Here is a 23,940-nt window from a genome sequence, read left to right on the forward strand (position 1 = left end):
CTGTACGTGGAGCGAGAACACCACAGGTGGAGCGTCAGCACAGAAGTCGAGCGTCGGCACAGAAGTCGAGCGTCAGTACAGAAGTCGAGCGACCCGCTCAGCCCGAGATCGGGATGCCGTCCCACTCGTGGTCGTGCATGAACGCCTCGGCGAGACCGACCTTGTACTTGAAGCACATCCGGGCGATGTCGATGTAGGCGATCGGCATCATCACCGCGGGCAGCGGGTCGTGACGGTTGGTGATCACGTCGTCGGTGGCGCGGAAGTCCCGGAGGAAGCCGCGGAAGGTGTTGCCCTCCAACGACGACTTCTTCCAGCCGTAGAGCCCCATCCCGAAGCCGATCATCTTGCGGGACCCCAGCTCCGGCGTGATCACCTCGTCGGTGTCGCCGAAGAAGGCGCGGTCGACGCGGTGGTGCGGCTCGAACATCATGATGCCGCTGGTGCCGCGCGGGTTGCACTCGATGGTGAACAGCGCGCCGTCGTCACCGACGATGAAGTCGAACCCGACCTGACCGGTGAAGCCGACGCGACCGACGAAGTCTTCCACCCACGCGGTGATCGCCGGGTGGTCGATGGCCTCGAACGCGATGCACGAGTTGCCGTCGATCGCGTACCAGACCGGATAGACCGTGTGTGCCAGCACCTTCCCGTCCCGACACACCGAGTAGGTGCAGAACTTCTCGCCCTTGAACCACTCCTGCGCGATGTAGGGGTTGGTCGGCGAGAACTCGATGTCGTCGGGGATCTGCCCCGGGATCACCTTGCGGACCTTCTGCGATCCGCGGGAGTAGCACTCCTTCAACGCGAACGGGGTGTCGAAGTCGAGCGCGCGCAGGTCCTCCGCCGACCGCACCTGGGCGAACTTCAGTGTGGGGATGCCCATCTCGGTGAGCACACGCTGGAACTCGTACTTGTTGTGCAGGTTGTTCTCGGTCTCGAAGTCGGACAGGAACAGTTCGCAGGTGTCGGGGAACTCCTCCCGCATCTGCGCGATGATGTCGGTCTCCTCGTGCACCGGGATCACCATGTCGATCGCACGCTCGCGCACGATGCGGGCCAGCTCCCGGCAGTACTCCCGTGGCGCGAACGTCGGGGCGGGGACACGCAGGTAGGCGTCGACGGCGTTGGAGAAGCGCGAGACGGGCAGCGTGATGCTGTCGACGACGGTGACGCTGTGGCCGCCGGCGGCCATCAGCCGCGCGATGTCGAGGGTCAGGAACGACCGGGCGAACGTGATGAGGACACGCTTGCGCGTGGGGGATGCCATGGATCTCCGTAGGTAGCACCGCGAGACGGGGTCTGATCAGCGAACATGCTAGCCTAACCAACGGTCCGCCAGATCGGCCGCGCAGCGCCCAGACCAGGCAGTTCGGCCAATTTTCCTGCGGGTGGAGGTGCAGCGGCATGTTCGTGATCGGCATCCTCTTCGCCTCGCTCGCCGCGATCGGCTACGGCCTCTCCTCGGTTCTCCGGGCACTCGGTGCACGTCGTGCGGCCGTCGCCGCCCGCGAGAAGGAGGGCTCACGCTCGACCACCGCCGCGGGCGGTCCCTCGATGCAGTCCACGGCGGAGACCCTGCGCGACCCCGCGTTCCTCGTCGGCACCGCGATGGTCGTCCTCGGCTTCGGCGGTGGCGCCATCGCCGCCCGGCTGCTGCCCCTGTTCCTGTCGCAGACGATCGTCTCGGCGAACCTCATCGTCACCGCCCTGTTGGGCACCGTGGTCCTCGGCGTCCGCCTGCACGCCCGCGACTGGATCGCGATCGTCGCCGTCATCGCCTCGCTGTGCATGCTCGGCGTCGCGTCCGGCCGACACGCGACGGAGACCGCGGAGTCGTTCACCTTTCACTGGGGGCTGCTCGCGGCGACCCTCGTCGTCTGCGCGATCGCCGTCCTGGTGATCTACCGGCTCGGCGCGCGGGGCTCGATCCTCGCCGGCGCGGCCGCCGGCCTGCTCTTCGGCGTCATCGCGATCGCCGTGCGCATCCTGCGCGGCTTCGACCCCTTCTCGCCGCTGACCATCCTCAGCGATCCCGCCGCCTGGACGATCGCGATCGCCGGCGCCGTCGGCTTCTACGTGCACACCGTGGCTCTCCAGCTCGGTGCGGTCAACGGCGTCACCGCGGTCCTCGTCGTCGGTGAGACCGCCGCCCCGGGGATCATCGGCGTGGTCTTCCTCGGCGACAAGGCCGAGCCGGGTCTGGAGTGGCTCGCCGTCGTCGGGTTCATCGGTGCCGTCGTCGGGGCGGTCCTCGTCGCCTACTACAGCTCCGACGACGCCGACCACTTCGGCGAGGCACCACCGACCGAGGGCGGGTGGCGACGTCGCTCGCACACCCGGCGCAAGGCCGACGCACAGGCCACATCGGACGAACGCGACCGTCCGGACACCGCCCGGGACGCCACCTCCCGCGAGGGCATCGACCACTGTTGATCGACGTTCCGCGATCGTTTGTGCAGGCTCACAAGATGCCCTCCCGCGGTATGTGAGCTGCGCTTTTACTCGCTCGGGACCCTCATTCACCGGCCGTTCACCTGTTAGCTTCGCCGCGTGTTCTGGGGGGAATCAGTTCGACGTGTCGGGACGATGACGGCGGCGGTGGCGATGACCGTCGTGGGGGCGACGCTGACGGGGGTCGGCGCCGCGGGGGCGGCACCGCCGATGCCGTCCGTCGTCTCGATCGGTCTGCCGCGGTCGACCGGGCTCGCACAGCCGGTCGCGCAAGAGACCGGCGTCGGCGACATCAACGACACCGTCCACCGGTTCGGCATCGTCGGCACCGACCTCGGGGTGACGTGGGACGACGGATGCGGCGGGGTGCTCACCGCGTTCGGCGACACCGCGAACTTCGACGGCCGGTCGCTGCTGCGGGGCGAGCTCTACGGCTTCCGATCCAACGTGCTGCTGCGCAGCACGACACGGGACCTCTCCCGCGGGATGTACTTCGACAGCGGCGTCATGGCTGCGCCCGGTCTCGCCAAGCAGGTCCTCGTCCCCGACTACCGGCGGGAGATCACGGTCCTGCCGACCGGCGGGATCGCCGCGAACGGACGGCAGTACATGACCTACATGGCCGTGAAGCGCTGGGGCGGACCGGGCGAATGGGTCACCGACCGTGCGGGCGTGGCCTACTCCGACGACGACGGCCAGAACTGGGTGCGCCCGCCCGAGGCGATCCGACCGAACCTCGGGGGCAACAGCGACTTCCAGATGAGTGCGCTGCTGAAGGTCGGCGACACGATCTACGTCTACGGCACCCCGTCGGGGCGGTTCGGGGCGGTCAGGCTCGCCCGGGTCGCGTCGTCGAAGCTGACCGATCTCGGCGCCTACGAGTACTTCTCGAACGGCACGTGGGTGCGCGGGGACGTGAACGCCGCGACGCCGATCATCGGTGCGCCCACCGGCGAGATGTCCGTGGCCTACAACGCCTACCTCGGGAAGTACGTCTCGCTGGCGACGACCAACACCATCGTCGCCCGCACCGCGCCGTCACCGGAGGGTCCGTGGAGCCCGCCTCGGGCGTTGATCGACCCAGCCGAGATCACCAGCGCCTACGCGCCGTACATCCACCCGTTCTCCACCGGCAAGGACCTCTACTTCACCGCGTCGCTGTTCCAGATCTACAACGTGCTGCTCTGGAAGGTCCCGCTCGACGCGCTGCGCTGAGCGGCCCTGCGCCGCGCCCGGCGACGCACCACCCACGCCTGGACGGCGATGACCGAGGCCGCGAGTCCCCAGCCGAGCAGGATGTCGAAGACGTAGTGCTCGCCGGTGTAGACGAGGGTGAACGCCATCGTCAGTGCGTAGCCCAGGAACAGCGTCCGTCCGAGCGCGCGCACCCGCGGCCACATGAACAGCGCGAGCAGCATGGTGAGCCCGGCGTGCAGCGAGGGGATGGCGGCCACCAGGTTGGCCTTCGACTGGCCGACGGTGAGCAGCGCCGACGCCGCCTTGATGTTCAGCACGTCCCACCCGCGGGCCGAGATGCGCTCGACGTACGGGGCCGCGGACGCGTCGTCGGGGCGGACCGGACCGAGCAGACCACCCGACGCCGGAGGTACCTCCGACGCCATGCACGGCGGGTCCCGCGGGTTGTCGACGACCTGCTCGGCGGTGCATCGGGCCGCCGCCCACGGCGGCGCGGCCGGCAGCAGCGTGTACCCGACGAGGGCGAGGAAGGTCGTCGCGACGAACGCGACCGCGTATCGCCGCCACGCCTGCCGGTCCCGCAGCCACAGCACACCGGCCACGGCGTAGGGCACGACGAAGTAGGAGACGTAGACGACGCTGGTGATCATCTCCCACCACGGTGGCTGTGCGTCCTTGATGTGCGACTGCAGCCAGACGGTCGGGTTCACGCCGAAGATCCAGTGGTCGACGTCGGGGGCGAGGTGCCACTGCGTCGGCATGTCCATCCACTGCGCGACGTTGCGGGTCAGGTCGTAGAGGAACAGGACGGCCGCGAACGGCAGCCAGTCGACGATCACGGTGGTGATGCGGCGTCGACCGATGCTCGCCGCGGCGAGGCCCAGGCACATCCACAGGATCAGCCGGGTGCGGTCGAACGCGAGGCCGTGCACGGCGAACTGCCAGACCATCACGGCCAGCCACAGCGTGACGGCGACACCACGCCACGTCCGAGCGGTACGCCACCACGGCCGGATGACGGGGATGTCGACGGTCTGGGCGACCTCGGCGTCGGCCGGGGGGACGATCGCGGCGTCGGTGGTCTTCCGCTCGCCGGAGATCGTCACACGCGCACCCTTCGTCGGCGATTCGCCCTCTGTTCACCTGTCGGTCACCCCATCTTGTCCGATGGCGCCGCCCGCGTCATGTCCGCCACGCGTCCGGCGGGCAGGGCGTCGCTACCATCGGACCGATGGCGCTGACGCTGGTCGATCGCATCGCGGCCCGGATCGGGCGGCGGTTCGCGACGTATCCCACCGCCGACGTCCCCGCCGGAGCGGTCGTGGAGCTGCCCGGACGCGGGGGCTCCACGTTCGTCACCGACAGCGGCCCCGACGACCCCGACGCCGTCCCCGTGATGCTGCTGCACTCGGTGATGACCACCGGCCTGCTCACCTGGTACCCCACCCTCCCCGACCTCACGCGTCGGTTCCGCGCGATCACCATGGACCAGCGGTGGCACGGGCGCGGCATCTCGTCGGAGACGTTCTTCCTCGACGACTGCGCCGACGACGTCGTCGCCCTCGCCGACGTGCTCGGCATCGACCGCTTCGTCGCCGCGGGCTTCTCGATGGGCGGGGGCATCGCGCAACTCGTCGCGCACCGTCATCCGGACCGCGTGCGCGGACTGGTCCTCGCGGCCACCGGCCCGTACTTCGGCACCCGCAACAGCGGACACCGCGCGCTCGACGGCGTCACCACCCTCGTCACGCGACACCTCGTGCACCGACTGCCCGGCCTGCCCACCGAGGCACTCGACGAGCGGGGTCTCGCCGACGGCGCGTGGGCGCTGCGGCAGGTCCGCGCCGGACGGTTGTCGCGGATGGACGAGATCGGCGACGGCCTCGGCGCCTTCGACTCACGGGAGTGGTTGTCCGACATCGCCGTCCCCACCGCCGTCTGCCTCACCACCGCCGACCGCGTCGTGCCCCCGGCCCGCCAGCAGCTCCTGCTCGACGGGATCCCGGGTGCGGTACGTGTCGACGTCCCCGCCGGCCACGCCTGCTGCGTCCTCGAGCCCGACGCGTTCGTGGGACCGTTCGTCCGTGCGTGCGAGCACGCCGCGGGCCTCACGCCGATCCCGCCCGGCGGCATCGGCGATTCGACGCCCGACGAGGTCTCGTCGCCCTAGTCTCGGGGTCATGAGCACCGCGGAGACCACAGCGCCCACAACCGATGTCATCGTCGTCGGAGCGGGATCGGCCGGCGCCGTGATCGCGGCGCGTCTCACCGAGGACGCGGGCACCCACGTCACGCTCCTCGAGGCGGGCGGCCCCGACAAGGACAAGTTCATCCACATCCCGGCCGCATTCGCGCAGCTGTTCCGCACCGACGTCGACTGGGACTACTTCACCGTCGAGCAACCCGAGCTCAAACAGCGCGGCATCTACTGGCCGCGCGGCAAGACGCTCGGCGGGTCGAGCTCGCTGAACGCGATGATGTGGGTGCGCGGTTTCCAGGCCGACTACGACGCGTGGGCCGCGCAGGCAGGCGGGCAGTGGTCGTACGACGAGGCCGTCGAGTACTACCGCCGCATCGAGAACGCGCCGTGGTCGACCGACCCCGATCACGGTCACGGGGGTCCGATGGAGATCTCCCAGCAGCGCAGCCCGAGCCCACTCGACGACCTGTTCCTCGCCGCGGTCGACAGCCTCGGCTACCCCACCGTGCCGCCGAACACCGCGGTGCCGCACGGGTTCTCACGCACCACGGTCACGCAGAAGCGGGGAGCCCGGTGGAGCACCGCAGACGCCTACCTGAAGACCGCCACCAAGCGCGACAACCTCGACCTGCACACGAACGCCCACGTGACCCGCATCCTGTTCGACGGGAACCGTGCGGTCGGTGTCGAGGTCGTCGAGAACGGCGCCCGACGGCAGATCCACGCACGCCGCGAGGTCGTCCTGTGCGGCGGCGCGGTCAACAGCCCGCAGGTGCTCATGAACTCGGGCATCGGCGACGCCGACCACCTGCGCGGGTTCGGCATCGACGTGGTGGCCGACCGCCCCGACGTCGGGTCGCACATGCGCGACCACCTCGCCGCGGGCATCACGAAGAACACCGACGAGACCACCCTGTTCCACGCCACCAAGCTGCCGTCGCTGGCGAACTACCTGCTGCGTCGTCGCGGCCTGCTCACGTCGAACGTGGCCGAGGTGTACGGGTTCGTGCAGAGCGGACTCGCGGCCGACAGCGATCTCGCCGACGTCGAGATCCTGTTCGTCCCGGCGTCGTTCCTCGGCGAGGGCCTCGTGGAGGTGGCCGAGGACGGCATCACCATCGCCGCCGTGCTGCAGCAGCCCCGCAGCACGGGGACGGTGCGGTTGACCGGAGCCGACCCCCTCGCCAAGCCGGCCATCGACCCGCGTTACCTGTCGGATCCCGACGGGCTCGACCGCGCGACGCTCAACGCGGGTGTCGAGCTGTGCATCCGGATCTCCGAGACCGCGCCGTTGTCGGACGTGATGGGCGACCGGTGGCTCCGGCCCGCCCTCGACGGGTCACCGTCGCTCGGCGAGGTCGTCGACGCCGCGGTCAACAGCGACACCCAGACGCTGTATCACCCGGTGGGGACGTGCCGCATGGGCACCGACGACGACTCCGTCGTCGACCCGGAGCTCCGGGTCCGCGGCGTGACCGGTCTGCGCGTCGCCGACGCGTCGGTGATGCCGGTCATCGTCCGCGGCCACACCAACGCCCCGGCGATCATGATCGGCGAGAAGGCCGCCGACCTCATCCGCGCCTCGGCCTGAACCGGCGCCGCCCGCGTGACGCGGGTGCCGTGGTCGAGGTGTCCTAAGCTCGTGACCCATGAGCGCGCCCGATTTCTACGCGGAGATGCGCGCCCTGCGTCTGGAGCGGGTGCTCGACGCGTCGGTGGAGATCATCACCGAGCAGGGGTGGGACGGCCTCAGCATGACCGCTGTCGCCAAGCGCTCCGGCGTCCCGAGGCAGAGCCTGTACAAGGAGGTCGGCACGCGGGAAGAGCTCGGCAGCGCGGTGGTGCACCGCGAGGTGGAGCGCTTCCTGGAGCGGGTGCGCACCGGCCTGGCGGAGCACCCCGACGACTTCGAGAACGGTGTGTCCGCGGCGGTGCGGAACGTCCTGGAGCACGGGCGGTCGAACGCGGCGCTCGCAGCCGTCCTCCGGCCGGGTCACGACTCGGGTCTCCTCGCCCTGGTGACGGTGACCCCCGATGCCGTCCTGGGTCAGGCGACCAGCGCCCTCGAGTCACTCCTCGACGGCGCGGTGTCCGAGGCGCTCGTCGACACCGTGGTCAGGCTGACCCTGAGCCATCTCGTGCAGCCGACGGTCGACGTGGACGAGGCGGTCCGTCGCATCGATCGTGTCGTGCGCGGGTTCGACTGACCTCGGTGCCGGTCTCGCTACAGGTCCAGCGTCAGCTTCTGCGAGAGCGACCGGGACACGCACAGCATGACCGTGTCGCCGCGCTCGCGTTCCGCCCGCGTCAGCACGGAGTCCCGGTGATCGGGTGTGCCGCCGAGGACGTCGGCCTGGCAGGTGCCGCAGATGCCCTCCATGCACGACCCCATGACGTCGACACCGGCCTCCTCGACGGCCTCGAACATCGAGGTGCCCTCGGACACCGTGACCGTCACTCCCGATTCGACGCACTCCACCTCGAAGGAGTCCAGTGCGCCCGCGGGTGCGTCGATCGTCTTGGCCACGAACCGCTCGAGGTGCAGACTCCCGTCGGGCCACGCCGCACACTTCTCCTCGACGGCGTCGAGGAAGCCGACCGGGCCGCAGGAGTAGACGAGGGTGTCGGGCCGGGGTTCGCCGAGGACGGCGTCGAGGTCGAGACGGTCGCCGCGCTCGTCCTTCGCCCAGACCGTCACACGGTCGTCGTCGGCGAACTCGTCGAGGAACGCCATCGTCGCGCGGGATCGCCCGCAGTACACCAGTTCCCACTCCGCACCGTCGGCCTCGGCAGCCGCGATCATGGCGCGGATCGGGGTGATCCCGATCCCACCGGCGACGAACAGGTACCGCGGCGACGGGACGAGCGCGAAGTGGTTGCGCGGGTGCGTCACCTGGAGCGTCGCACCCTCCGACAGCTCGTCGTGCACGAACGCCGATCCGCCGCGCCCGTCCTGTTCCCGCAGCACCGCCACCGTCCACGACGACCGGTCGGCCGGATCGCCGCACAGTGAGTAGTGCCGCGTCAGCCCGGGGCGGAGGATGAGTTCGGCGTGCGCGCCGGGACCCCACTCGGGCAACGGATCCCCGCTGGGGGCGGTGAGGGTCAGCTCGACGACACCGTCGGCGACGGTCCGTCGTCGGGCGACCGTCACGTCGAGTGTCGAGTCCGGCGTGCGTCGCCGACGCTGCGGCGGCGCCGGTGTGGCCGGGGTGGTGGCCGCCCGCGCGGCCTCCTTCGCCCGGCGTCGCTCCCGCTGCTCCGCCCGGTAGGTCCCGTGCGCGCGGCGTTCGCCGCCCTTCGGGGTGACCGTCACCATCATCGAGCTGTAGCCCCGGACGAAGTTCGACTGCACGCGTTCGGGTTCGGCGAGGACCTCGATGTCGTCGAACCGCTCCAGCAGCTCCTCCCAGAGGATGCGCAGCTGCAGCTCGGCGAGTCGACTGCCCATGCAGCGATGTGTCCCGATGCCGAACGCCAAGTGGTGCCGCGCGTTACGACGGTCGATGACGAACGCGTCGGGATCGTCGAACGTCCGCTCGTCACGGTTCGCCGAGGCGTACCACATCACGACCTTGTCGCCCTTGCGGATGAACTGCCCGTTCAGGACGGTGTCGCGGGTGGCGACCCGGCGCATGTACGCGAGCGGCGTCTGCCACCGCAGGATCTCGTGGACCATCTTCGGCACCAGTCCGGGATCCTCACGGAGACGGTCGAACTGGTCGGGGAACTGGTTGAGGGCCAGCAGCCCACCGGTCATGGAGTTGCGGGTGGTGTCGTTGCCGCCGATGACGAGCAGGACGATGTTGCCCAGGAACTCCATGGGGCGATCGATCAGATCCTTGGTGTCCTCGGACATCTGCATCAGCGTGATGAGGTCGTATCCGGGCTTCTCCCCGGCCGCGAGGCGGGCCGCCTTGTCGTGCCACAAAGCGCTGAAGCTCCGGGCGGCCTCGGCCGCCGCCCGGTACGCGGCGTCGGTGTCGGTGGACCCGCCGGTCGCCGACGCGCTGGCGGCCACCAGATCGGTCCACTCCACGAGCTTGCGACGCTCGTCGTAGGGGAAGTCCAGCAGCGTCGCGAGCATCCGCGAGGTCAACTCGATGCTGACCCGGTCGACCCAGTCGAACGGCTCCCCCACCGGCAGTTCGTCGAGGACCTCCTGCACCCGCTCCCGGATCAGGGCCTCCATCTCCTCGAGGTTCTGCGGGGAGACGACACCCTGCACCGCCCCGCGCTGCTGGTCGTGGCGCGGGGGGTCCATGGCGATGAACATCTCGATGTCGAGACCCTCGGGCGGCGCACCGATGATGATCTGCGGCTCGGCGGAGAAGGTCTCGAAGTCCTTGTCCACCGTGACGATGTCGTCGTAGCGCGTCACCGACCAGAACGGACCGAACGCGCTGTCGGACCGGAAGTGCACCGGCGCCTCGTCGCGCAGGCGTCGGAAGTACGCCTCCCACCGCCCCTGACGCCAGAGGAACGGGTCGCTGACGTCGATCGCGGTCAGGTCGAGATCGGACACGTCCGGGATGTCGGACTCGGAGAAGTGCGGCTGACGGTCGCCGACGACCAGCTTCTTGGCCCGCTGGAACAGGTGCAGCGCCTGGATCTGACGCTCCATGGGAACCGTCGCCTGGGCCTTGTTGATGACCTGATCACGAACGCTCATCACGGACACCACTTTCTGTCGAGCTGGTCGGGTGCGACACAACTCAAGCATAAGTCGCCACCGACGACAATGTCTGCGTTTTTGTCGCAGGCGTCCGGCTCAGCCGGCGCACTCGGCGAGGAGCGCCTTCACCTCGTCCTCGATCGCACGCATGAAGGGCCACGCATCGGGCATCTGCTCCTTGCAGGCGATCGCCCCGAAGTTCATCTGCCCGTCGCAGGACATGACGGTGAGGTTGAGCCCCATCCCGTCGGCGATCGGGCCGAGGGGGAACAGCGCCCGGATCCGTGCCCCGAGGAAGTACAGCGGGAACGACGGCCCCGGGACGTTCGAGATGATCACGTTCACCGCGGCCGGGTGACGGTCCGCCAGGTGGTAATTCGAGTAGAGACGCACGAGCGCCCCGATGGTCATCGGCGGGATGAGCTGGGCCCACCCCCGCAGCAGCGTCGCGTCGAGAGCCTTGTGGTGCGACTTGGCCTTCGCCGACGACTCCCGCATCGCCTCGATGCGCGCGACGGGGTCGGCGACGTCGGTCGGCAGCGTCATCATCATCGCGGTCACCTTGTTGGTGCCCGCGACCACGAGTCGGTCGTCGTCGCCCTCGTCGTGCGTCGACACGGGCACGGCGGCGACGAGCGGCTTGTCGGGGAGGTCGTCGGTCTCCTCGAGGTAGTGCCGCAGGCCACCCGCGCACACCGCCATCACCACGTCGTTGACCGTGGCGTCGAAGTGGTTCTTGATCGTCTTGATGTCGTCGAGCGAGATCTGCGTGAAGGCGATCGACCGGTGCGGGGTGATGGTCCCGTTGAACGCGACCCGCGGTGCGCTGAACGGCGCCGGCATCGCCTCGTCGTGCCGTGACCGGCTGATCCACTGGAAGGGCACCCGGGCGGTCTGCGGCAGCATGCGCGCGATCGAGATGGGCCGACGGACGGCGAAGTTCACCAGCCCGTCGGCCACCAACGCCGGCAGCGACGCGGTCCCGGCCGACGCGCCGACCTTGTCGTCGTCGAGATCGGGGTCGTCGGGGGTGAGCGAACACAGCTGCGCGAGCAGGTCCGCCGCGGAGACACCGTCGACGCTCGCGTGGTGCATCCGCAGCATGATCGAGACGGTGCCGTGGGGGCGTCCCTCGATGACCCACATCTCCCACAGCGGCTTGCTGCGATCGAGCGGGACACCCGCGATGTGGGCGCAGAAGTCGGCGAGTTCGACGTCGCCGCCCGGATCGGGCAGGGCGACGCGGTGCACGTGCCGCTCGATGTCGAACGCCTTGTCCTCGATCCACACGGGGTGGTCGAGGTTGAACAACGAATCGTGCAGTCTGCGTCGGAACGTGGGCATCGCGGTGATGCGCCGGTCCATCTCTCGCAACATGCGGTCGAACGACCAGCCGCCGGGCACCGTGGACGGATCGATCTCGATCATCCCGACCACCTGCATGAGCATCGAGCGCGTCTCCAGGTAGAGGAATGACGCGTCCAGTCCACTCAGTCGCTCCACAGCCCGCCCCTGTCCTCGAGACCAGATCCCACCCTCATGGGTACTCCCTCACTGTCCTCCGCCGCAGGCCAACCGTCAGCCGTTCGGACGCCGCGATCCGACTACTGTCGGGTCCATGCGACTGGGAGCGCACGTGCGCAGCGACAGCGATCCGATCGGGGCCGCCGAGGAGCTCGGCGCCGACCTCCTGCAGATGTTCGTCGTGGACCCGCAGGACCGGAAGATGCCCGCCCCGCAGGACCGTCCCGACGCCGACCGGATCCGGTCGTCACCGATCGACGTGGTGGTGCACTCCTCGTACATCATCAACGTGGCGAGCCTGAACAACCGACTGCGGATGCCGTCGCGCAAGGCCGTCGAGCAGCAGGCGAAGGCCGCCGCCGACCTCGGCGCGATCGGTCTCGTGGTCCACGGCGGACACCTCCGGGACGGCGAGGACGCCGGCGAGGGGTTCCTCAACTGGCGCAAGCTCTTCGAGCGCCAGGCCGACAAGGGCGGGTTCGCCGTGCCGATCTTCATCGAGAACACCGCCGGTGGGGACAACGCGATGGCCCGGCACCTCGACGCGATCGAGCGCCTGTGGGAGCAGGTGGGCGACTTCGACGACGCCGGGTTCTGCCTCGACACGTGCCACGCCTGGGCCGGTGGCGAGGACCTGGTCGGGATCGTCGAGCGGGTCAGAGACATCACCGGCCGCATCGACCTGGTGCACCTGAACAACTCCCGCGACGAGTTCGACTCGGCCCGCGACCGGCACGCCAACCTCGCCGACGGGCAGATCGACAACGACCTGCTCGTCGAGGTGGTCCGGACCGCGGGTGCCCCGGTGATCCTCGAGACCCCCGGCGAGGGGATGGCCGACGACCTGGCATACCTCCGCGAAGCGGTCTGACCACGCGAATCGGACGTAGCCAGACCCGCGAGGTTGTGGTTATCCTCGCCTTACCAAGGTGAGGCAGGGCTGACCTGCCGTGCGGGCGAGGAGAAGTGCATGTCGGTGATGACCGAGCGGCTGGGGTCGCGCGTCGTCGGCACCGCGCCGCCCGCACAGCGCGAGGTGTGCCTCGCCGACCTGCGCCCCGGTTCCCGGGTGGTGGTCGCGCGGCTCTGCGAAGAGGCCGACGCCGCCACCGCACGCCGCTACTTCGACCTCGGCTTCGTGCCCGGTTCCGAGGTCCTCGTCGTCCGTCGTGCCCCGATGCGCGGACCGGTCGTCGTCCGCGTCGCGGGCTACGAGATCGCGCTGCGCCGCGACCAGGCCCGCTGCATCAAGGTCGCCTGACCGACCCGGTCAGCCCGCCTGGACGGTGTACGGCACCCGCTGCCAGGTGAGCACCTCCGGCGACTTCGGTCGCGCGATCGTCACCCGCAGGTAGTCCTTGTTGTTCGACGACCCGTCGACGGTGACGCGCTTCAGGTTGTCGGCACTCTGCGCGACCCCGTAGAACGCGAGCCACTTCGACCCGGCGGCGAGCGGGTTGTCGGCGTTGTACACGTGGCTGTCGCCGTTGAAGAGGTACACCGGCTTGCCGAACGCCCGCGACTCCTGCGCCAGCGTCCGGACCAGCGGGGTGAACGCCGAGTCGTCGGCCTGGGTCACGTCGTAGGTGGGGTCGAACATGTCGGCCTGGGTGTAGAAGGCGACCGCGCGCTGGTTCCGCAGACGCGCCTGTGCGAACGTCGACCGGACGAGCGCGATCGCGGCACCGATCCGCTGCTTCTCCTCCGCGATCTGCTCGGGGGTCGCCGCAGTCTTCCCGATGCCGGTCCACGGCTTGAGGTCGTCGTTGCTGCCGACGACGTGCAACGTCGCCATGGCGACGCCGTCGCGGGTCAGGGAGACGTTCTCGGGGATGCCGACGCCGGCCTGCGAGGCGACCGGGATCGACTGCTGCCCGAGCGTCCGGCCCGGGCGGTCGAAGAACACCTGCCGCACCTTCCCGAGGCGCTCCACCGGGTTGTAGGCGCCGTTGTCGGGGCGGTGGCAGTCGGTCCACTCGTTGTCGCCGGGGGTGTAGATGAACGGCTTCCGGAAGCGGTCGAACTGGGAACGGATCTGGCCGAAGTAGGCGTCGCTGCACACCGACGACCCGTTCTTGATGTCGCCGAGGTGGAACGTGAACGACACCGCCGGGTCGGCGTTGATCTGGTCGATCCACTTCGGGAAGGTCGCGATCTGCGCTGCGCCGTAGGGGACGTCGCCGATCACCGCGTACGTCGTCCCGCCGACACCGGACGAACTGCCCAGACCGGGCAGGTCGAACGTCGGTGCGGCACCGGCGGTTCCGACCCCGGCGATCGTGGCGACCGCCGCCGATGCGAGGCAGGCGGATCGGAGCAGGTGGGAACGCAGGCGGGACATCGAGGACCTCCGGGCGTGGGACACGAGACGGACCCCGACACCCTGCCGCGCGGTGATGAACGGTCGTCGGCCTGGGCGTGAAGCCTCGGTGTCGACACCGTCGGGTCACGAAAGAGTATGGTGTGCCTTACCTATCGCCCATCCAGGAAAGACGACGTCGAGGCACCAGTGAGCTGCGGTCCCCACGGCGGCCCCGCGACAGCGGGCGCACCGCCGGACACCCGGAGACTCGCACTGGTCGGCAGTCCCAACTCGGGCAAAACGACACTCTTCAACGCACTGACCGGCCTGCGGGCGAAGACCGGCAACTATCCCGGTGTCACCGTCGCTCGCTACGAGGGACGCGTCGCGCTCGACGGCGTGCCGGGTGCCGACACCGACGGCGTCGTCCTCGAGGACCTGCCGGGCACCTACAGCCTCGACGCGATCAGCCCCGACGAACAGATCGTCGCCGACGTCCTCGACCACGACCACACCGAGTTCGAGACCCCGGATGCGCTGGTCGTCACCCTCGACGCCACGACGCTGCGTCGGTCGCTGGCGATGTTCGCGCAGGTCGTCGGGGCGGGTCTGCCGACCTGCGTGGTCCTGACCTTCACCGACGAACTGATCCGACGTCAGGGCGGCCTCGACATCGGCGCCTTCTCGCGCGCGCTCGGCGTCCCCGTCGTCGCGGTCACCGGTGGTCGACGGTCGCAGCTGGGTCCCCTGCGGGAGCTCCTCGCCGACCCGTCCTCGTGGTCGGCACCGGTCGTGGACCCGCCGACCGCGGTCGACGAGGTCGGAGGGTGGATCGAATCGGTTCTCACGAGCGCGTCGTACCGGATGCCCGAACTCGACCGCCGGACGCAGCGGATCGATGCCGTCCTGCTGCACCCCGTGTGGGGCACACTCGTCTTCTTCGTGACGATGTTCGCGTTCTTCCAGATCATCTTCACCGTCGCGACCCCGCTGCAGGACCAGGTCCAGGCGTTCTTCACGTTCCTCGGTGACCAGGTGCAGCAGCACGTCACCGTCGGGTGGTTGTCGAGCTTCCTGTCCGACGCGGTGCTCGGCGGCGTCGGCTCGGTGCTGGTGTTCCTGCCGCAGATCGCGTTGCTGTTCATCCTCATCGCCCTGCTCGAGGGCGTCGGCTACATGGCGCGCGCCGCGTTCCTCATGGACAAGGTGATGTCGACGGCCGGTCTCGAGGGGCGCGCGTTCGTCGCGTTGCTGTCGTCCCTGGCGTGCGCGATCCCCGGGATCATGGCCACCCGCACGCTGCCGTCGATGCGCGACCGCATCGCCACCATGATGTCGGCGCCGTTGATGACGTGTTCGGCCCGACTGACCGTGTACGTGCTCCTGGTCGGACTGCTCGTGAGCCGCGACGCCAGGGTCGGCCCGTTCGGCGCGCAGGGCGTGGTGATGTTCGCCCTGTACCTCGGCGGCGCGGTGTCGGCCATGGTGAGTGCCTGGCTGTTCAGCCGGTTCCGCCGCGGTTCGGGACCGCTCCTGCCCTTCTACATGGAAATGCCGCCCTACCGGTTGCCGTCGGTGCGATCGGTGCTGCTCAGCGTCTACGACGCCTGCAAGGGCTTCGTGCGCAAGGTGTTCGTGATCATCTTCCTGACCACGGTCGCGCTGTGGTTGCTGCTCAACCTGCCGACGCGGTCGGACGCGGACTTCCGCGCCGCCGGGATCGACCCGAACGACAACACCGCGACGTCGGCGTACGTCATCGACCACAGTGCGGCGGCCGACGTCGGACGGTTCATCGAGCCGGTCTTCGAGCCGCTCGGGTTCGACTGGCGGATCAACGTCGGGGTGCTGGCGTCGTTGTCGGCGCGGGAGACGTTCGTCGCGACGCTCGGCCAGGTCGCGGCGGCCACCGATCCCGACGACCCGGCGCAGGCGCTGCAGTCGCTGAAGGTCTCCGACGGTCCGCGGGAGGGTCAACCGCTCTTCACCGCACCGACCATCACCGCGCTGCTGGTGTTCTTCCTCTACGCCCTGCAGTGCATGTCGACCATCGCGGTGCTCCGCCGCGAGTCGGGGTCGTGGAGGTGGCCGGCGCTCGCGTTCGGCTACCTGTTCGTGATCGCCTGGGGCATGGCGTTCCTCGCCCGGACCATCGTCGCCGCGGTGGTCTGACGATGTCTGCCGTCCCCCTCCACCCCGAACCTGTCGCCAACGATCCGGCCACCGTCCGCTGGGTGGTCCCCGCGGGGCTGCTCTCCGTCGTCGGTGTGCCCGCCGCGCTGCCGCCGGCGCTGGCCGACCTCGCCCGCGACGGCGTCGTCGAGTCCGTGACCGTCGAGTCGTCGGCGGTGCTGGTGACGCTGACACCCGGCCACACCTGGCGTGCTGTCGGGACACGGGTGCGCGCCGCGCTCAGCGCCGATCTCGAGGACCCGTCGGCGTGGTCGGCCGCCGCGCCGACCACCGACGACGACGTCCTGCGCGCCGCCGCGCACGAGGTGCTCGACGGCGACGTCGGGGCCTTCGTCGCCTCGCACGGTGGCGCACTGCGCGTGGTCGACGTGACCGACGGCGTCATCACCGTCGACCTGGCCGGCGCCTGCTCCCACTGCCCCGCCGCCGACGTCACCCTCACCGATCGTTTCGCCGACGCCGTGCGGGCACGCGCGCCGCAGCTCCGCACCGTGCGGACCGCCGAACGGTCCGTCGAGCGCGGACCGCTGCGACGCCTCCTCCCGCTCATCCCCTGACGCGTCTCGCCAGGTCACGCCACACCGGAGCCGCGGTGCGGCGCAGGTCACACCGCGAGAACGCGTGCTTGTTCGTGTAGCCGACGGCGAGGTATATTCGTCTTATTACTGGTGAGTAACTTACCGGGCGGCCAAGTTCACGGGTCGACGGCAGGCCTCGCCCCCGCTCGACACCACCCCGGCGACAAAGGAAATCCAGTCATGGGCCATTACAAGAGCAACCTGCGCGACCTGCAGTTCAACCTCCTCGAGCTGTTCAAGCTCGACGAGGTGTTGGCCAGCGGCGACTTCGGCGACCTCGACGTCGAGACCGCGCAGGACATGCTGCGTGAGGTCAAGTCCCTCGCCGAGGGTCCGATCGCGGAATCGTTCGCCGACGCCGACCGCAACCCGCCCGTGTTCGACCCGAACGAGCACAGCGTCACCATCCCCGAGTCGTTCAAGAAGTCCTACAACGCCCTCATCGAGGCCGGGTGGGACAAGGTCGGCATCGCCGAGGAGTTGGGCGGCATGCCCGCCCCGCGCACCCTGTACTGGGCCATCGGTGAGCTGATCCTCGGTGCCAACCCCGCCGCGTTCATGTACGCCGCCGGCGCGGGCTTCGCGCAGATCTTCTACGACAACGCCACCGACGAGCAGAAGAAGTGGGCTCAGATCTGCGCCGAGCGCAACTGGGGCGCCACCATGGTCCTCACCGAGCCCGACGCCGGTTCGGACGTCGGCGCCGCCCGCACCAAGGCGGTCCAGCAGGACGACGGCACCTGGCACATCGACGGGGTGAAGCGCTTCATCACCTCCGCCGACCAGGACATGACCGAGAACATCTTCCACCTGGTGCTGGCCCGCCCTGAGGGCGCGCGTCCCGGCACCAAGGGTCTGTCGCTGTTCTTCGTGCCGAAGTTCCACTTCGACCACGAGACCGGCGAGCTCGGCGAGCGCAACGGCGTCTTCGTCACCAACGTCGAGCACAAGATGGGCCTGAAGGTCTCGGCCACCTGTGAGGTCACCTTCGGCCAGCACGGCATCCCGGCCAAGGGCTGGCTCGTCGGCGAGGTGCACGACGGCATCGCGCAGATGTTCGACGTCATCGAGCACGCGCGGATGATGGTGGGCACCAAGGCCATCGCGACGCTGTCGGCCGGCTACCTCACCGCTCTGGACTACGCGAAGCAGCGCGTCCAGGGTGCCGACATGACGCAGATGACGGACAAGACCGCCCCGCGCGTCACCATCACCCACCACCCCGACGTCCGTCGCGCCCTGCTCACGCAGAAGGCGTACGCCGAGGGCCTGCGCGCGGTGTACATGTACACCGCGTCGCACCAGGACGAGGCCGCGGCGAAGATCGTCTCCGGCGCCGACGCCGAGATGGCCTTCAAGGTCAACGACCTGCTGCTCCCGATCGTCAAGGGCGTCGGCTCCGAGCGCGCCTACGGCACGCTGACCGAATCGCTGCAGACCCTCGGTGGCTCCGGCTTCCTGCAGGACTACCCGATCGAGCAGTACATCCGCGACGCGAAGATCGACACCCTGTACGAGGGCACCACGGCCATCCAGGCCCAGGACTTCTTCTTCCGGAAGATCATCCGCGACAAGGGTCAGGCGCTCGCACACGTGGCCGGCCAGATCAGCTCGTTCATCGAGTCGGAGGCGGGCAACGGCCGGCTGAAGACCGAGCGCCAGCTGCTCAAGACCGCCCTCGACGACGTCCAGGGCATGGCGGCCACGCTGACCGGCTACCTCATGGGTGCGCAGGAGAACTCCACCGAGCTCTACAAGGTGGGCCTCGGCTCGGTCCGCTTCCTGCTCTCGGTCGGCGACCTGCTCATCGGCTGGCTGCTCCTGCGCCAGGCCGAGATCGCGATCGCCGCGCTCGACGCCGGTACGTCCGACGCCGACAAGGCGTTCTACGAGGGCAAGATCGGCGTCGCGTCGTTCTTCGCGAAGAACATGCTGCCGGTCCTCACCTCGACCCGCGCCATCCTCGAGAACATCGACAACGATCCCATGGAGCTCGACGAAGCCGCCTTCTGATCCATCCGATCCACCCACTCAGCCCGGTCGCCCGCGAGGTCGGCCGGGCTGGGTGCTTTCCGGGGCAGAACGCGCCAGAGCCCGATCGCCGGTAGCGTCGAGGACACAGCCCTTGGCGACACAACACATCGTCGCACCGGGATCTCCCACCAGAAGGGTCGTGCGCCATGTCAGGCGTGTCACTCAATTTCGACCGCCGCGGTAGCGGCACCCCACTGCTCCTGGTCCACGGCCTGGGCGCGAGCTGGGCGTCGTGGTCGCCGATCCTCGATCAGCTCGCGCAGCACCGCGATGTGATCAGCATCGATCTCCCCGGATTCGGCGACAGTGCGCCCCTGCCGGGCGAGGTGACGATCGCCTCGCTCACCGATGCGGTCTCGGATTTCATCGCCACCCACGACCTGGCGGGCATCGACACCGTCGGCAGTTCGATGGGCGCACGCATGGTTCTCGAGCTGGCGCGCCGCGGGGTCGGTGGCGACACCGTCGCGTTGGATCCCGGTGGCTTCTGGAGTCCCGGTGAACTCCGCTTCTTCAGCACCGCCCTCAAGGCGTCGTTGCCGCTGGTCCTCGGGTTGCAGCCGGTGATGCCGGCGCTCACCGGCAACCCCGTCGGACGCACGGCGTTGCTCACGCAGTTCTCGGCGGCGCCGTGGAAACTGCCCTCGTCGGTGGCGTTGCACGAGATGCGCAGCTTCAAGAAGGCGACGTCGCTGCGCCAGGCTCTCGACGCGCTGGTGGACGGTCCGCTGCAGGAGGGCGCACCGGAGGGGACGACACCCGGTCGGGTCACCATCGGCTGGGGTCGGCAGGACCGTGTCACGCTGCCGAAACAGGCTGAGCGGGCGCACGCGGCGTTCCCCGGCTCCGAGCTGCACTGGTTCGACAAGTGCGGACACTTCCCGATGTGGGATCAGCCGGCGCAGACGGTGGATCTCATCCTCGGCCGCACCGCCTGACTTTCGTCCCCGCTTGACCTCGAGTGCGCTTGACATCCGAGGCTGGGCGCATGACTTTCACAGCAAGCGAACTCGCCTACCTGCGCAGCCAACGCCTCGGCCGGATGGCGACGGTGCAACCCTCGGGCACACTGCAGGTGAGTCCGGTGGGTTTCCGCGTCGAGGACGACGACACCATCGTGATCGTCGGGTACAACCTGGAGACGAGCCAGAAGTTCCGCAACATCCGTGACAACGGCAAGGTCGCATTCGTCGTCGACGACGTCGCCTCGGTCACGCCGAGGCGGGTGCGCTGCGTCGAGATCCGGGGCACCGCCGAGGCGGTCGACGGCCCGACGCCGGTGATCCGCATCCACCCGCGCAGGGTCATCAGCTTCGGCATCGACCAGCCGGACACCGAGGCGCACGATCTGACGGTGTCCTCGCGCACCGTCGGCTGACGCGACCGAAATCGCGGGCCGACGGCGTCGTCGGTCAGGAGACCGGCGTCCACTCCGTGGTCGGCTGCAGCACGGCCTCGACGAGCGCGTCCGTGCGCCACGCGGTCACCTCGTGGTAGCCGGGGTCGGCGACCATGTCACAGAACGCCTGCCGTGACGGGTAGCGCACCAACAGCACCGTGTCCCACGCCTGCCCGTCCTCGGCCACCAGCGCCGATCCCCCGTCGCCGACGTAGAGGACCTCACCGCCGTAGCGGGGCAGAAAGCTGTCGCGCAGCGCCTCGGCGTAGCGCTCGTAGAGTTCGCGACCACCCTCGGCGAAGCGGAGGAGGTTGAGCATGACGACCGGACCACCGGGATCCTCCGCCAGGAAGCGTTTCAGATCGGCACCGCGCGGGTCGACAGCCATGACCCCAGCCTCGCACACCCGTCGATCCGTCTGAGCCTCCCGCGACCGAAACCGCCTCTCGCGACCGGAGTGACGGTCGCGGGAGACGGGTTCGGTCGCGGGAGCGGGTGTCGACTACTTCGGCGGCATCCGGATGCCGCCGTCGACGCGGACGACCTCGGCGTTCATGTAGGAGTTGGTGACCAGCTCGATGACCATCGACGCGAGCTCGTCGGGCTGTCCGAGGCGGTTCGGGAAGAGCACGGACTGGCCGAGGTGCGCCTTGAACTTCTCGGCGTCCTCGCCCTCGCCGTAGATCGGGGTGTCGATGAGGCCCGGCGCGACGGTGTTGACGCGGATCTTCGCGGCCGCGAGGTCGCGCGCGACCGGCAGCGTCATGCCGACGACGCCGCCCTTGGACGACGAGTACGCGACCTGACCGATCTGACCGTCGAACGCCGCGACGCTCGCCATGTTGACGATCGCGCCCTTCTCTCCGGTGTCGGTCTCCTCGCCGCGGCTCATCGCGGTCGCGGCCAGGCGGATCGCGTCGAAGGTGCCGATCAGGTTGATCGCGATGACCTTCTTGTACACGTCGAGGTTGAACGCCGAGTCGTAGGAGCCGTCGCGCCCGATGGTGCGCTGCGCCGAGCCGATGCCGGCGGAGTTCACCAGCACGCGCAGCGGTCCGAGCTCCAGGGCCTTGTCGACCGCGGCGGTGATCTGCGCGGTGTCGGTGACGTCGACCTTGACGAACGCGCCGCCGATCTCGGTCGCGAGCTCGGTCCCCTTGTCCTCCTGCAGGTCCGCGACGACGACCTTGGCGCCCTTGGCGGCCAGCTGACGGGCGACGGCGGCGCCGATGCCCGACGCGGCCCCCGTGACGATTGCACTTGCTCCGGTGATGTCCACGACTCGCAGCCTAACAACCCACCGAGTGAGCGTTCGGTAGACCGTGATGCCGACCGCGGACCCGGGTCAGCGGCGGTGCAGCTCGAGCAGGTGGCGACCGGAGATGACGTGCGCGGTGCCCACCTCGAGGCCCGTCTGATCGGCGATCTCACGGGCGGCGCCCACGCCGGCCCGGGCCCAGGGGAACCACGGCCCGATGACAGCGCGCGACTCGACGCGCACCGACCCCGCCCACACTCCGTGCAAGCCGGACTCCAGCTCCACGACGACCGTGCCACCGGGCGCGACCAGCCGCGCGGCCCGCGCGACCGTCGCGAACGGGTCACCGCCGATCCCGACGTTGCCGTCGATGAGAAGGGCGTGGTCCCACTGCCCCTCGGCGGGCAGCTCGTCGAAGATGCTGCGTCGCAGCGCGATACCGCCCCGTCGCCGGGTCATGTCGACCGCGTGGGCGCTGCGGTCGACGCCGAGTGCGCAGACGCCGTGGTCGATGAGTTCGCTGACCAGCCGACCGGGTCCGCACCCGAGATCGACGGTGGGTCCGCTGCACAGTGTCGCGACGTGACGGTCGAACGCCGCGTCGTCGGTCTCCCCGCTGGTGCCCATCCACCGCGTGACCGGCAGTCGTGTCCGTGTCCCGTCCGCGAGTCGCAACCAGCTGTTCTGGCCGCGCAGGGCGTCGAGGAACGCCTCGTCGAAGTGCGTCCCGTCGTCGGCGAGATCGGTGTCGGACCCGACGCCCTCGGGGGCACTCATGAGACCGCCGGGACGAGTCGGGCGGCGAGGCGCGCGAAGGCACTCGACGGGGCGCACAGAGCCGCAGCGGCGGGGACGTCCTCGGGATGATCGACGTCGGAGAGGTCCGGCAGACGGTGCACGGTCAGGCCGGCATCGCGCAGGGCCTGTTCCGTGCGCGCGCCGGTGTCCTCGCGGGACATCGGGACGCCCGGCAGGGTGTCCGAGCCCCGTGCGCCGCGCAGCGCGAGACCCCACCAGCCGCCGTCGGCCGCGGGTCCCAGTGCGGCCCCACCGTCGGCGGTGACGGCGTCGATCCCCGCCTGCAGGTGCTCGACGGTCACATGGGGCGTGTCCATCCCGACCTGCATCACCACGGCGTCGTCGCCGATCGTCGCGACGGCATCCCGGTGGGCACTGTCGAGCCGGTCGCCGAGTGTGTCCCCGTGTTGCTCCATCACCGTGGTTCGGGACAGACGCTCGCGCAGATCGTCGGCCCCGACGGCGTCGTCGATCACACCGGCGAGCGAGACGACGACCGACGCGCCCGGCACCGACAGCGCCGTGTCGAGGGTGTCGAGGAGGGCCGCCGACGCGAGCGCGGCCGCGTCCTCGGCCGAGAACCGGGTCATCAGGCGAGTCTTGACCAGCCCCGGTACCGGCGCCTTGGCCACGACGAGCACACCGGTGCGGCTCATCGCAGGGCCACCAGGAAGTCGCGGGTCGCGCGCACCGACCCCATCACCGATCCCGAGACCTTCGACTCCCCCGCGGCGCGGGGGTTGTAGACGACGTCGTGTTCGACGACGCGCCAGCCGGCCTGGCCGGCCCGGACGAGCAGCTCGACGGGATAGCCGAAGCGCATGTCCTGGACCGGCAGTTCGAGCAGTCGCTCACGGCGGGCGGCGCGCATCGGACCGATGTCGTGGACGTCGACGCCGTGGAGTCGTCGGATGCGGCGGGCGATCAGTTCGCTGCCGACGCGCGCGTGCAGCGGCCACACCCCGCGACGCGACGGACGCCGACGTCCCACGGCGAGATCGGCTCCACGACGGACCTCGTCGACGAGGGGGACGAGGTCGGACGGGTCCATGGACCCGTCGCCGTCGATGGTGCAGACGATCTCGTCGGACGCCGCACGGACACCCGCGTCGACGGCGCTGCCGTAACCGGGCACCGACTCCTCGACCACGGTCGCGCCGTGGGCACGCGCGACATCACCGGTGCCGTCGGTGCTGCCGTTGTCGACGACGAGCGCTCGGAAGCCGTCGGGGATGCGGGCGAGCACTCCCGGGAGTGCCTGCGCCTCGTCGCGACACGGGATCACGACGGTGACCCCGATCGGCGGGGTGTCGTCAGCCACGGGCGGC

22 protein-coding genes are annotated in these 23,940 nt (G+C 69.6%); 12 read left to right on the forward strand and 10 right to left on the reverse strand.

What is annotated here, in order from left to right; all coding sequences use genetic code 11:
• Positions 1-97: 97 nt before the first annotated feature.
• The gene (locus LX12_RS03725) at positions 98-1,270 is read right to left on the reverse strand and encodes an ATP-grasp domain-containing protein (RefSeq protein ID WP_253653201.1); all 1,173 of its coding nucleotides are present in this window, start codon (positions 1,268-1,270) and stop codon (positions 98-100) included.
• Between the two features lie 137 nt (positions 1,271-1,407).
• On the opposite strand from LX12_RS03725, the gene LX12_RS03730 reads away from it, so the two are divergent.
• Positions 1,408-2,436 (forward strand): DMT family transporter, encoded by a 1,029-nt coding sequence (locus tag LX12_RS03730; RefSeq protein WP_253653202.1) that lies wholly within the window; start codon positions 1,408-1,410, stop codon positions 2,434-2,436.
• A 153-nt stretch (positions 2,437-2,589) separates the two neighbouring features.
• The gene (locus LX12_RS03735) at positions 2,590-3,669 is read left to right on the forward strand and encodes a glycoside hydrolase family 183 protein (RefSeq protein WP_253653203.1); all 1,080 of its coding nucleotides are present in this window, start codon (positions 2,590-2,592) and stop codon (positions 3,667-3,669) included.
• Here LX12_RS03735 and LX12_RS03740 read toward each other — a convergent pair.
• Entirely contained in the window at positions 3,624-4,757 is a 1,134-nt protein-coding gene (locus LX12_RS03740) for a phosphatase PAP2 family protein (RefSeq protein WP_372504917.1), read from the reverse strand. The genes LX12_RS03735 and LX12_RS03740 overlap by 46 nt on opposite strands.
• 125 nt (positions 4,758-4,882) lie before the next feature.
• Between LX12_RS03740 and LX12_RS03745 the strand changes: the two genes are divergently transcribed.
• Genes LX12_RS03745 through LX12_RS03755 form a run of 3 tightly spaced genes read left to right on the forward strand, consistent with a single transcriptional unit; the run spans position 4,883 to position 8,058 of the window.
• Positions 4,883-5,821 (forward strand): alpha/beta fold hydrolase, encoded by a 939-nt coding sequence (locus LX12_RS03745; protein ID WP_253653204.1) that lies wholly within the window; start codon positions 4,883-4,885, stop codon positions 5,819-5,821.
• A gap of 10 nt (positions 5,822-5,831) precedes the next feature.
• Positions 5,832-7,442, forward strand: coding sequence for a GMC family oxidoreductase (locus LX12_RS03750; RefSeq protein WP_253653205.1), 1,611 nt, complete (start codon positions 5,832-5,834; stop codon positions 7,440-7,442).
• A gap of 58 nt (positions 7,443-7,500) precedes the next feature.
• Positions 7,501-8,058, forward strand: a complete 558-nt coding sequence (locus LX12_RS03755) for a TetR/AcrR family transcriptional regulator (protein WP_253653206.1) — start codon at positions 7,501-7,503, stop codon at positions 8,056-8,058.
• A 17-nt stretch (positions 8,059-8,075) separates the two neighbouring features.
• On the opposite strand, the gene LX12_RS03760 is transcribed toward LX12_RS03755, so the two are convergent.
• Both LX12_RS03760 and LX12_RS03765 read right to left on the reverse strand, forming a co-directional pair.
• Positions 8,076-10,523: a cytochrome P450/oxidoreductase gene (locus LX12_RS03760; protein WP_253653207.1), complete on the reverse strand. Its 2,448-nt coding sequence runs from the start codon at positions 10,521-10,523 to the stop codon at positions 8,076-8,078.
• Between the two features lie 99 nt (positions 10,524-10,622).
• Complete coding sequence (locus LX12_RS03765) at positions 10,623-12,029, reverse strand: WS/DGAT/MGAT family O-acyltransferase (RefSeq protein WP_253653208.1); 1,407 nt, start codon at positions 12,027-12,029, stop codon at positions 10,623-10,625.
• Between the two features lie 115 nt (positions 12,030-12,144).
• Between LX12_RS03765 and LX12_RS03770 the strand changes: the two genes are divergently transcribed.
• Both LX12_RS03770 and LX12_RS03775 read left to right on the forward strand, forming a co-directional pair.
• The gene (locus LX12_RS03770) at positions 12,145-12,921 is read left to right on the forward strand and encodes a deoxyribonuclease IV (RefSeq protein ID WP_253653209.1); all 777 of its coding nucleotides are present in this window, start codon (positions 12,145-12,147) and stop codon (positions 12,919-12,921) included.
• A 99-nt stretch (positions 12,922-13,020) separates the two neighbouring features.
• Positions 13,021-13,311 carry a FeoA family protein gene (locus tag LX12_RS03775; protein WP_253653210.1) on the forward strand — a complete coding sequence of 97 codons (291 nt, stop codon included), beginning with the start codon at positions 13,021-13,023 and terminating at the stop codon, positions 13,309-13,311.
• Positions 13,312-13,320: 9 nt separating this feature from the next.
• On the opposite strand, the gene LX12_RS03780 is transcribed toward LX12_RS03775, so the two are convergent.
• On the reverse strand, positions 13,321-14,391 hold the full coding sequence (locus LX12_RS03780; RefSeq protein WP_253653211.1) for a metallophosphoesterase: 1,071 nt from the start codon (positions 14,389-14,391) through the stop codon (positions 13,321-13,323).
• Between the two features lie 168 nt (positions 14,392-14,559).
• Here LX12_RS03780 and feoB point away from each other — a divergent pair, with 168 nt between their 5' ends.
• From feoB to LX12_RS03805, 5 genes are all read left to right on the forward strand, one after another.
• On the forward strand, positions 14,560-16,524 hold the full coding sequence (gene feoB / locus LX12_RS03785) for a ferrous iron transporter B (protein ID WP_253653212.1): 1,965 nt from the start codon (positions 14,560-14,562) through the stop codon (positions 16,522-16,524).
• Positions 16,525-16,526: 2 nt separating this feature from the next.
• Positions 16,527-17,102 carry a NifU family protein gene (locus tag LX12_RS03790; RefSeq protein WP_253653213.1) on the forward strand — a complete coding sequence of 192 codons (576 nt, stop codon included), beginning with the start codon at positions 16,527-16,529 and terminating at the stop codon, positions 17,100-17,102.
• Positions 17,103-17,303: 201 nt separating this feature from the next.
• Positions 17,304-19,136, forward strand: a complete 1,833-nt coding sequence (locus LX12_RS03795; RefSeq protein WP_253653214.1) for an acyl-CoA dehydrogenase — start codon at positions 17,304-17,306, stop codon at positions 19,134-19,136.
• A gap of 167 nt (positions 19,137-19,303) precedes the next feature.
• Complete coding sequence (locus LX12_RS03800; protein ID WP_253653215.1) at positions 19,304-20,095, forward strand: alpha/beta fold hydrolase; 792 nt, start codon at positions 19,304-19,306, stop codon at positions 20,093-20,095.
• Between the two features lie 50 nt (positions 20,096-20,145).
• A complete protein-coding gene (locus LX12_RS03805) occupies positions 20,146-20,535 on the forward strand; it encodes a PPOX class F420-dependent oxidoreductase (protein ID WP_253653216.1) in 390 nt (129 codons plus the stop codon).
• A 34-nt stretch (positions 20,536-20,569) separates the two neighbouring features.
• Here LX12_RS03805 and LX12_RS03810 read toward each other — a convergent pair whose 3' ends face one another.
• The 5 genes from LX12_RS03810 to LX12_RS03830 form a co-directional block, all read right to left on the reverse strand.
• Positions 20,570-20,944: a DUF1330 domain-containing protein gene (locus LX12_RS03810; protein WP_253653217.1), complete on the reverse strand. Its 375-nt coding sequence runs from the start codon at positions 20,942-20,944 to the stop codon at positions 20,570-20,572.
• A 114-nt stretch (positions 20,945-21,058) separates the two neighbouring features.
• Positions 21,059-21,835 (reverse strand): SDR family NAD(P)-dependent oxidoreductase, encoded by a 777-nt coding sequence (locus LX12_RS03815; protein WP_253653218.1) that lies wholly within the window; start codon positions 21,833-21,835, stop codon positions 21,059-21,061.
• Between the two features lie 66 nt (positions 21,836-21,901).
• Entirely contained in the window at positions 21,902-22,591 is a 690-nt protein-coding gene (locus tag LX12_RS03820) for a class I SAM-dependent methyltransferase (RefSeq protein ID WP_253653219.1), read from the reverse strand.
• Positions 22,588-23,268: a TIGR04282 family arsenosugar biosynthesis glycosyltransferase gene (locus LX12_RS03825; RefSeq protein ID WP_253653220.1), complete on the reverse strand. Its 681-nt coding sequence runs from the start codon at positions 23,266-23,268 to the stop codon at positions 22,588-22,590. Before LX12_RS03825 ends, LX12_RS03820 begins: the two co-directional genes overlap by 4 nt.
• Positions 23,265-23,933 carry a glycosyltransferase family 2 protein gene (locus tag LX12_RS03830; protein WP_253653221.1) on the reverse strand — a complete coding sequence of 223 codons (669 nt, stop codon included), beginning with the start codon at positions 23,931-23,933 and terminating at the stop codon, positions 23,265-23,267. The genes LX12_RS03825 and LX12_RS03830 overlap by 4 nt, the downstream gene beginning before the upstream one ends.
• Between the last annotated feature and the right edge of the window lie 7 nt (positions 23,934-23,940).

This window comes from Williamsia serinedens, from assembly GCF_024171725.1.
Classification (GTDB): Bacteria; Actinomycetota; Actinomycetes; order Mycobacteriales; family Mycobacteriaceae; genus Williamsia_A; species Williamsia_A serinedens.

Bases quoted from the DNA above. Each gene is read 5' to 3' on its own strand.
- LX12_RS03725 (WP_253653201.1), bottom strand. From the start codon at position 1,270: ATGGCATCCCCCACGCGCAAGCGTGTCCTCATCACGTTCGCCCGGTCG.
- LX12_RS03730 (WP_253653202.1), top strand. From the start codon at position 1,408: ATGTTCGTGATCGGCATCCTCTTCGCCTCGCTCGCCGCGATCGGCTAC.
- LX12_RS03735 (WP_253653203.1), top strand. From the start codon at position 2,590: ATGACGGCGGCGGTGGCGATGACCGTCGTGGGGGCGACGCTGACGGGG.
- LX12_RS03745 (WP_253653204.1), top strand. From the start codon at position 4,883: ATGGCGCTGACGCTGGTCGATCGCATCGCGGCCCGGATCGGGCGGCGG.
- LX12_RS03750 (WP_253653205.1), top strand. From the start codon at position 5,832: ATGAGCACCGCGGAGACCACAGCGCCCACAACCGATGTCATCGTCGTC.
- LX12_RS03755 (WP_253653206.1), top strand. From the start codon at position 7,501: ATGAGCGCGCCCGATTTCTACGCGGAGATGCGCGCCCTGCGTCTGGAG.
- LX12_RS03760 (WP_253653207.1), bottom strand. From the start codon at position 10,523: ATGAGCGTTCGTGATCAGGTCATCAACAAGGCCCAGGCGACGGTTCCC.
- LX12_RS03770 (WP_253653209.1), top strand. From the start codon at position 12,145: ATGCGACTGGGAGCGCACGTGCGCAGCGACAGCGATCCGATCGGGGCC.
- LX12_RS03775 (WP_253653210.1), top strand. From the start codon at position 13,021: ATGTCGGTGATGACCGAGCGGCTGGGGTCGCGCGTCGTCGGCACCGCG.
- LX12_RS03780 (WP_253653211.1), bottom strand. From the start codon at position 14,391: ATGTCCCGCCTGCGTTCCCACCTGCTCCGATCCGCCTGCCTCGCATCG.
- LX12_RS03790 (WP_253653213.1), top strand. From the start codon at position 16,527: ATGTCTGCCGTCCCCCTCCACCCCGAACCTGTCGCCAACGATCCGGCC.
- LX12_RS03795 (WP_253653214.1), top strand. From the start codon at position 17,304: ATGGGCCATTACAAGAGCAACCTGCGCGACCTGCAGTTCAACCTCCTC.
- LX12_RS03800 (WP_253653215.1), top strand. From the start codon at position 19,304: ATGTCAGGCGTGTCACTCAATTTCGACCGCCGCGGTAGCGGCACCCCA.
- LX12_RS03805 (WP_253653216.1), top strand. From the start codon at position 20,146: ATGACTTTCACAGCAAGCGAACTCGCCTACCTGCGCAGCCAACGCCTC.
- LX12_RS03810 (WP_253653217.1), bottom strand. From the start codon at position 20,944: ATGGCTGTCGACCCGCGCGGTGCCGATCTGAAACGCTTCCTGGCGGAG.
- LX12_RS03820 (WP_253653219.1), bottom strand. From the start codon at position 22,591: ATGAGTGCCCCCGAGGGCGTCGGGTCCGACACCGATCTCGCCGACGAC.
- LX12_RS03825 (WP_253653220.1), bottom strand. From the start codon at position 23,268: ATGAGCCGCACCGGTGTGCTCGTCGTGGCCAAGGCGCCGGTACCGGGG.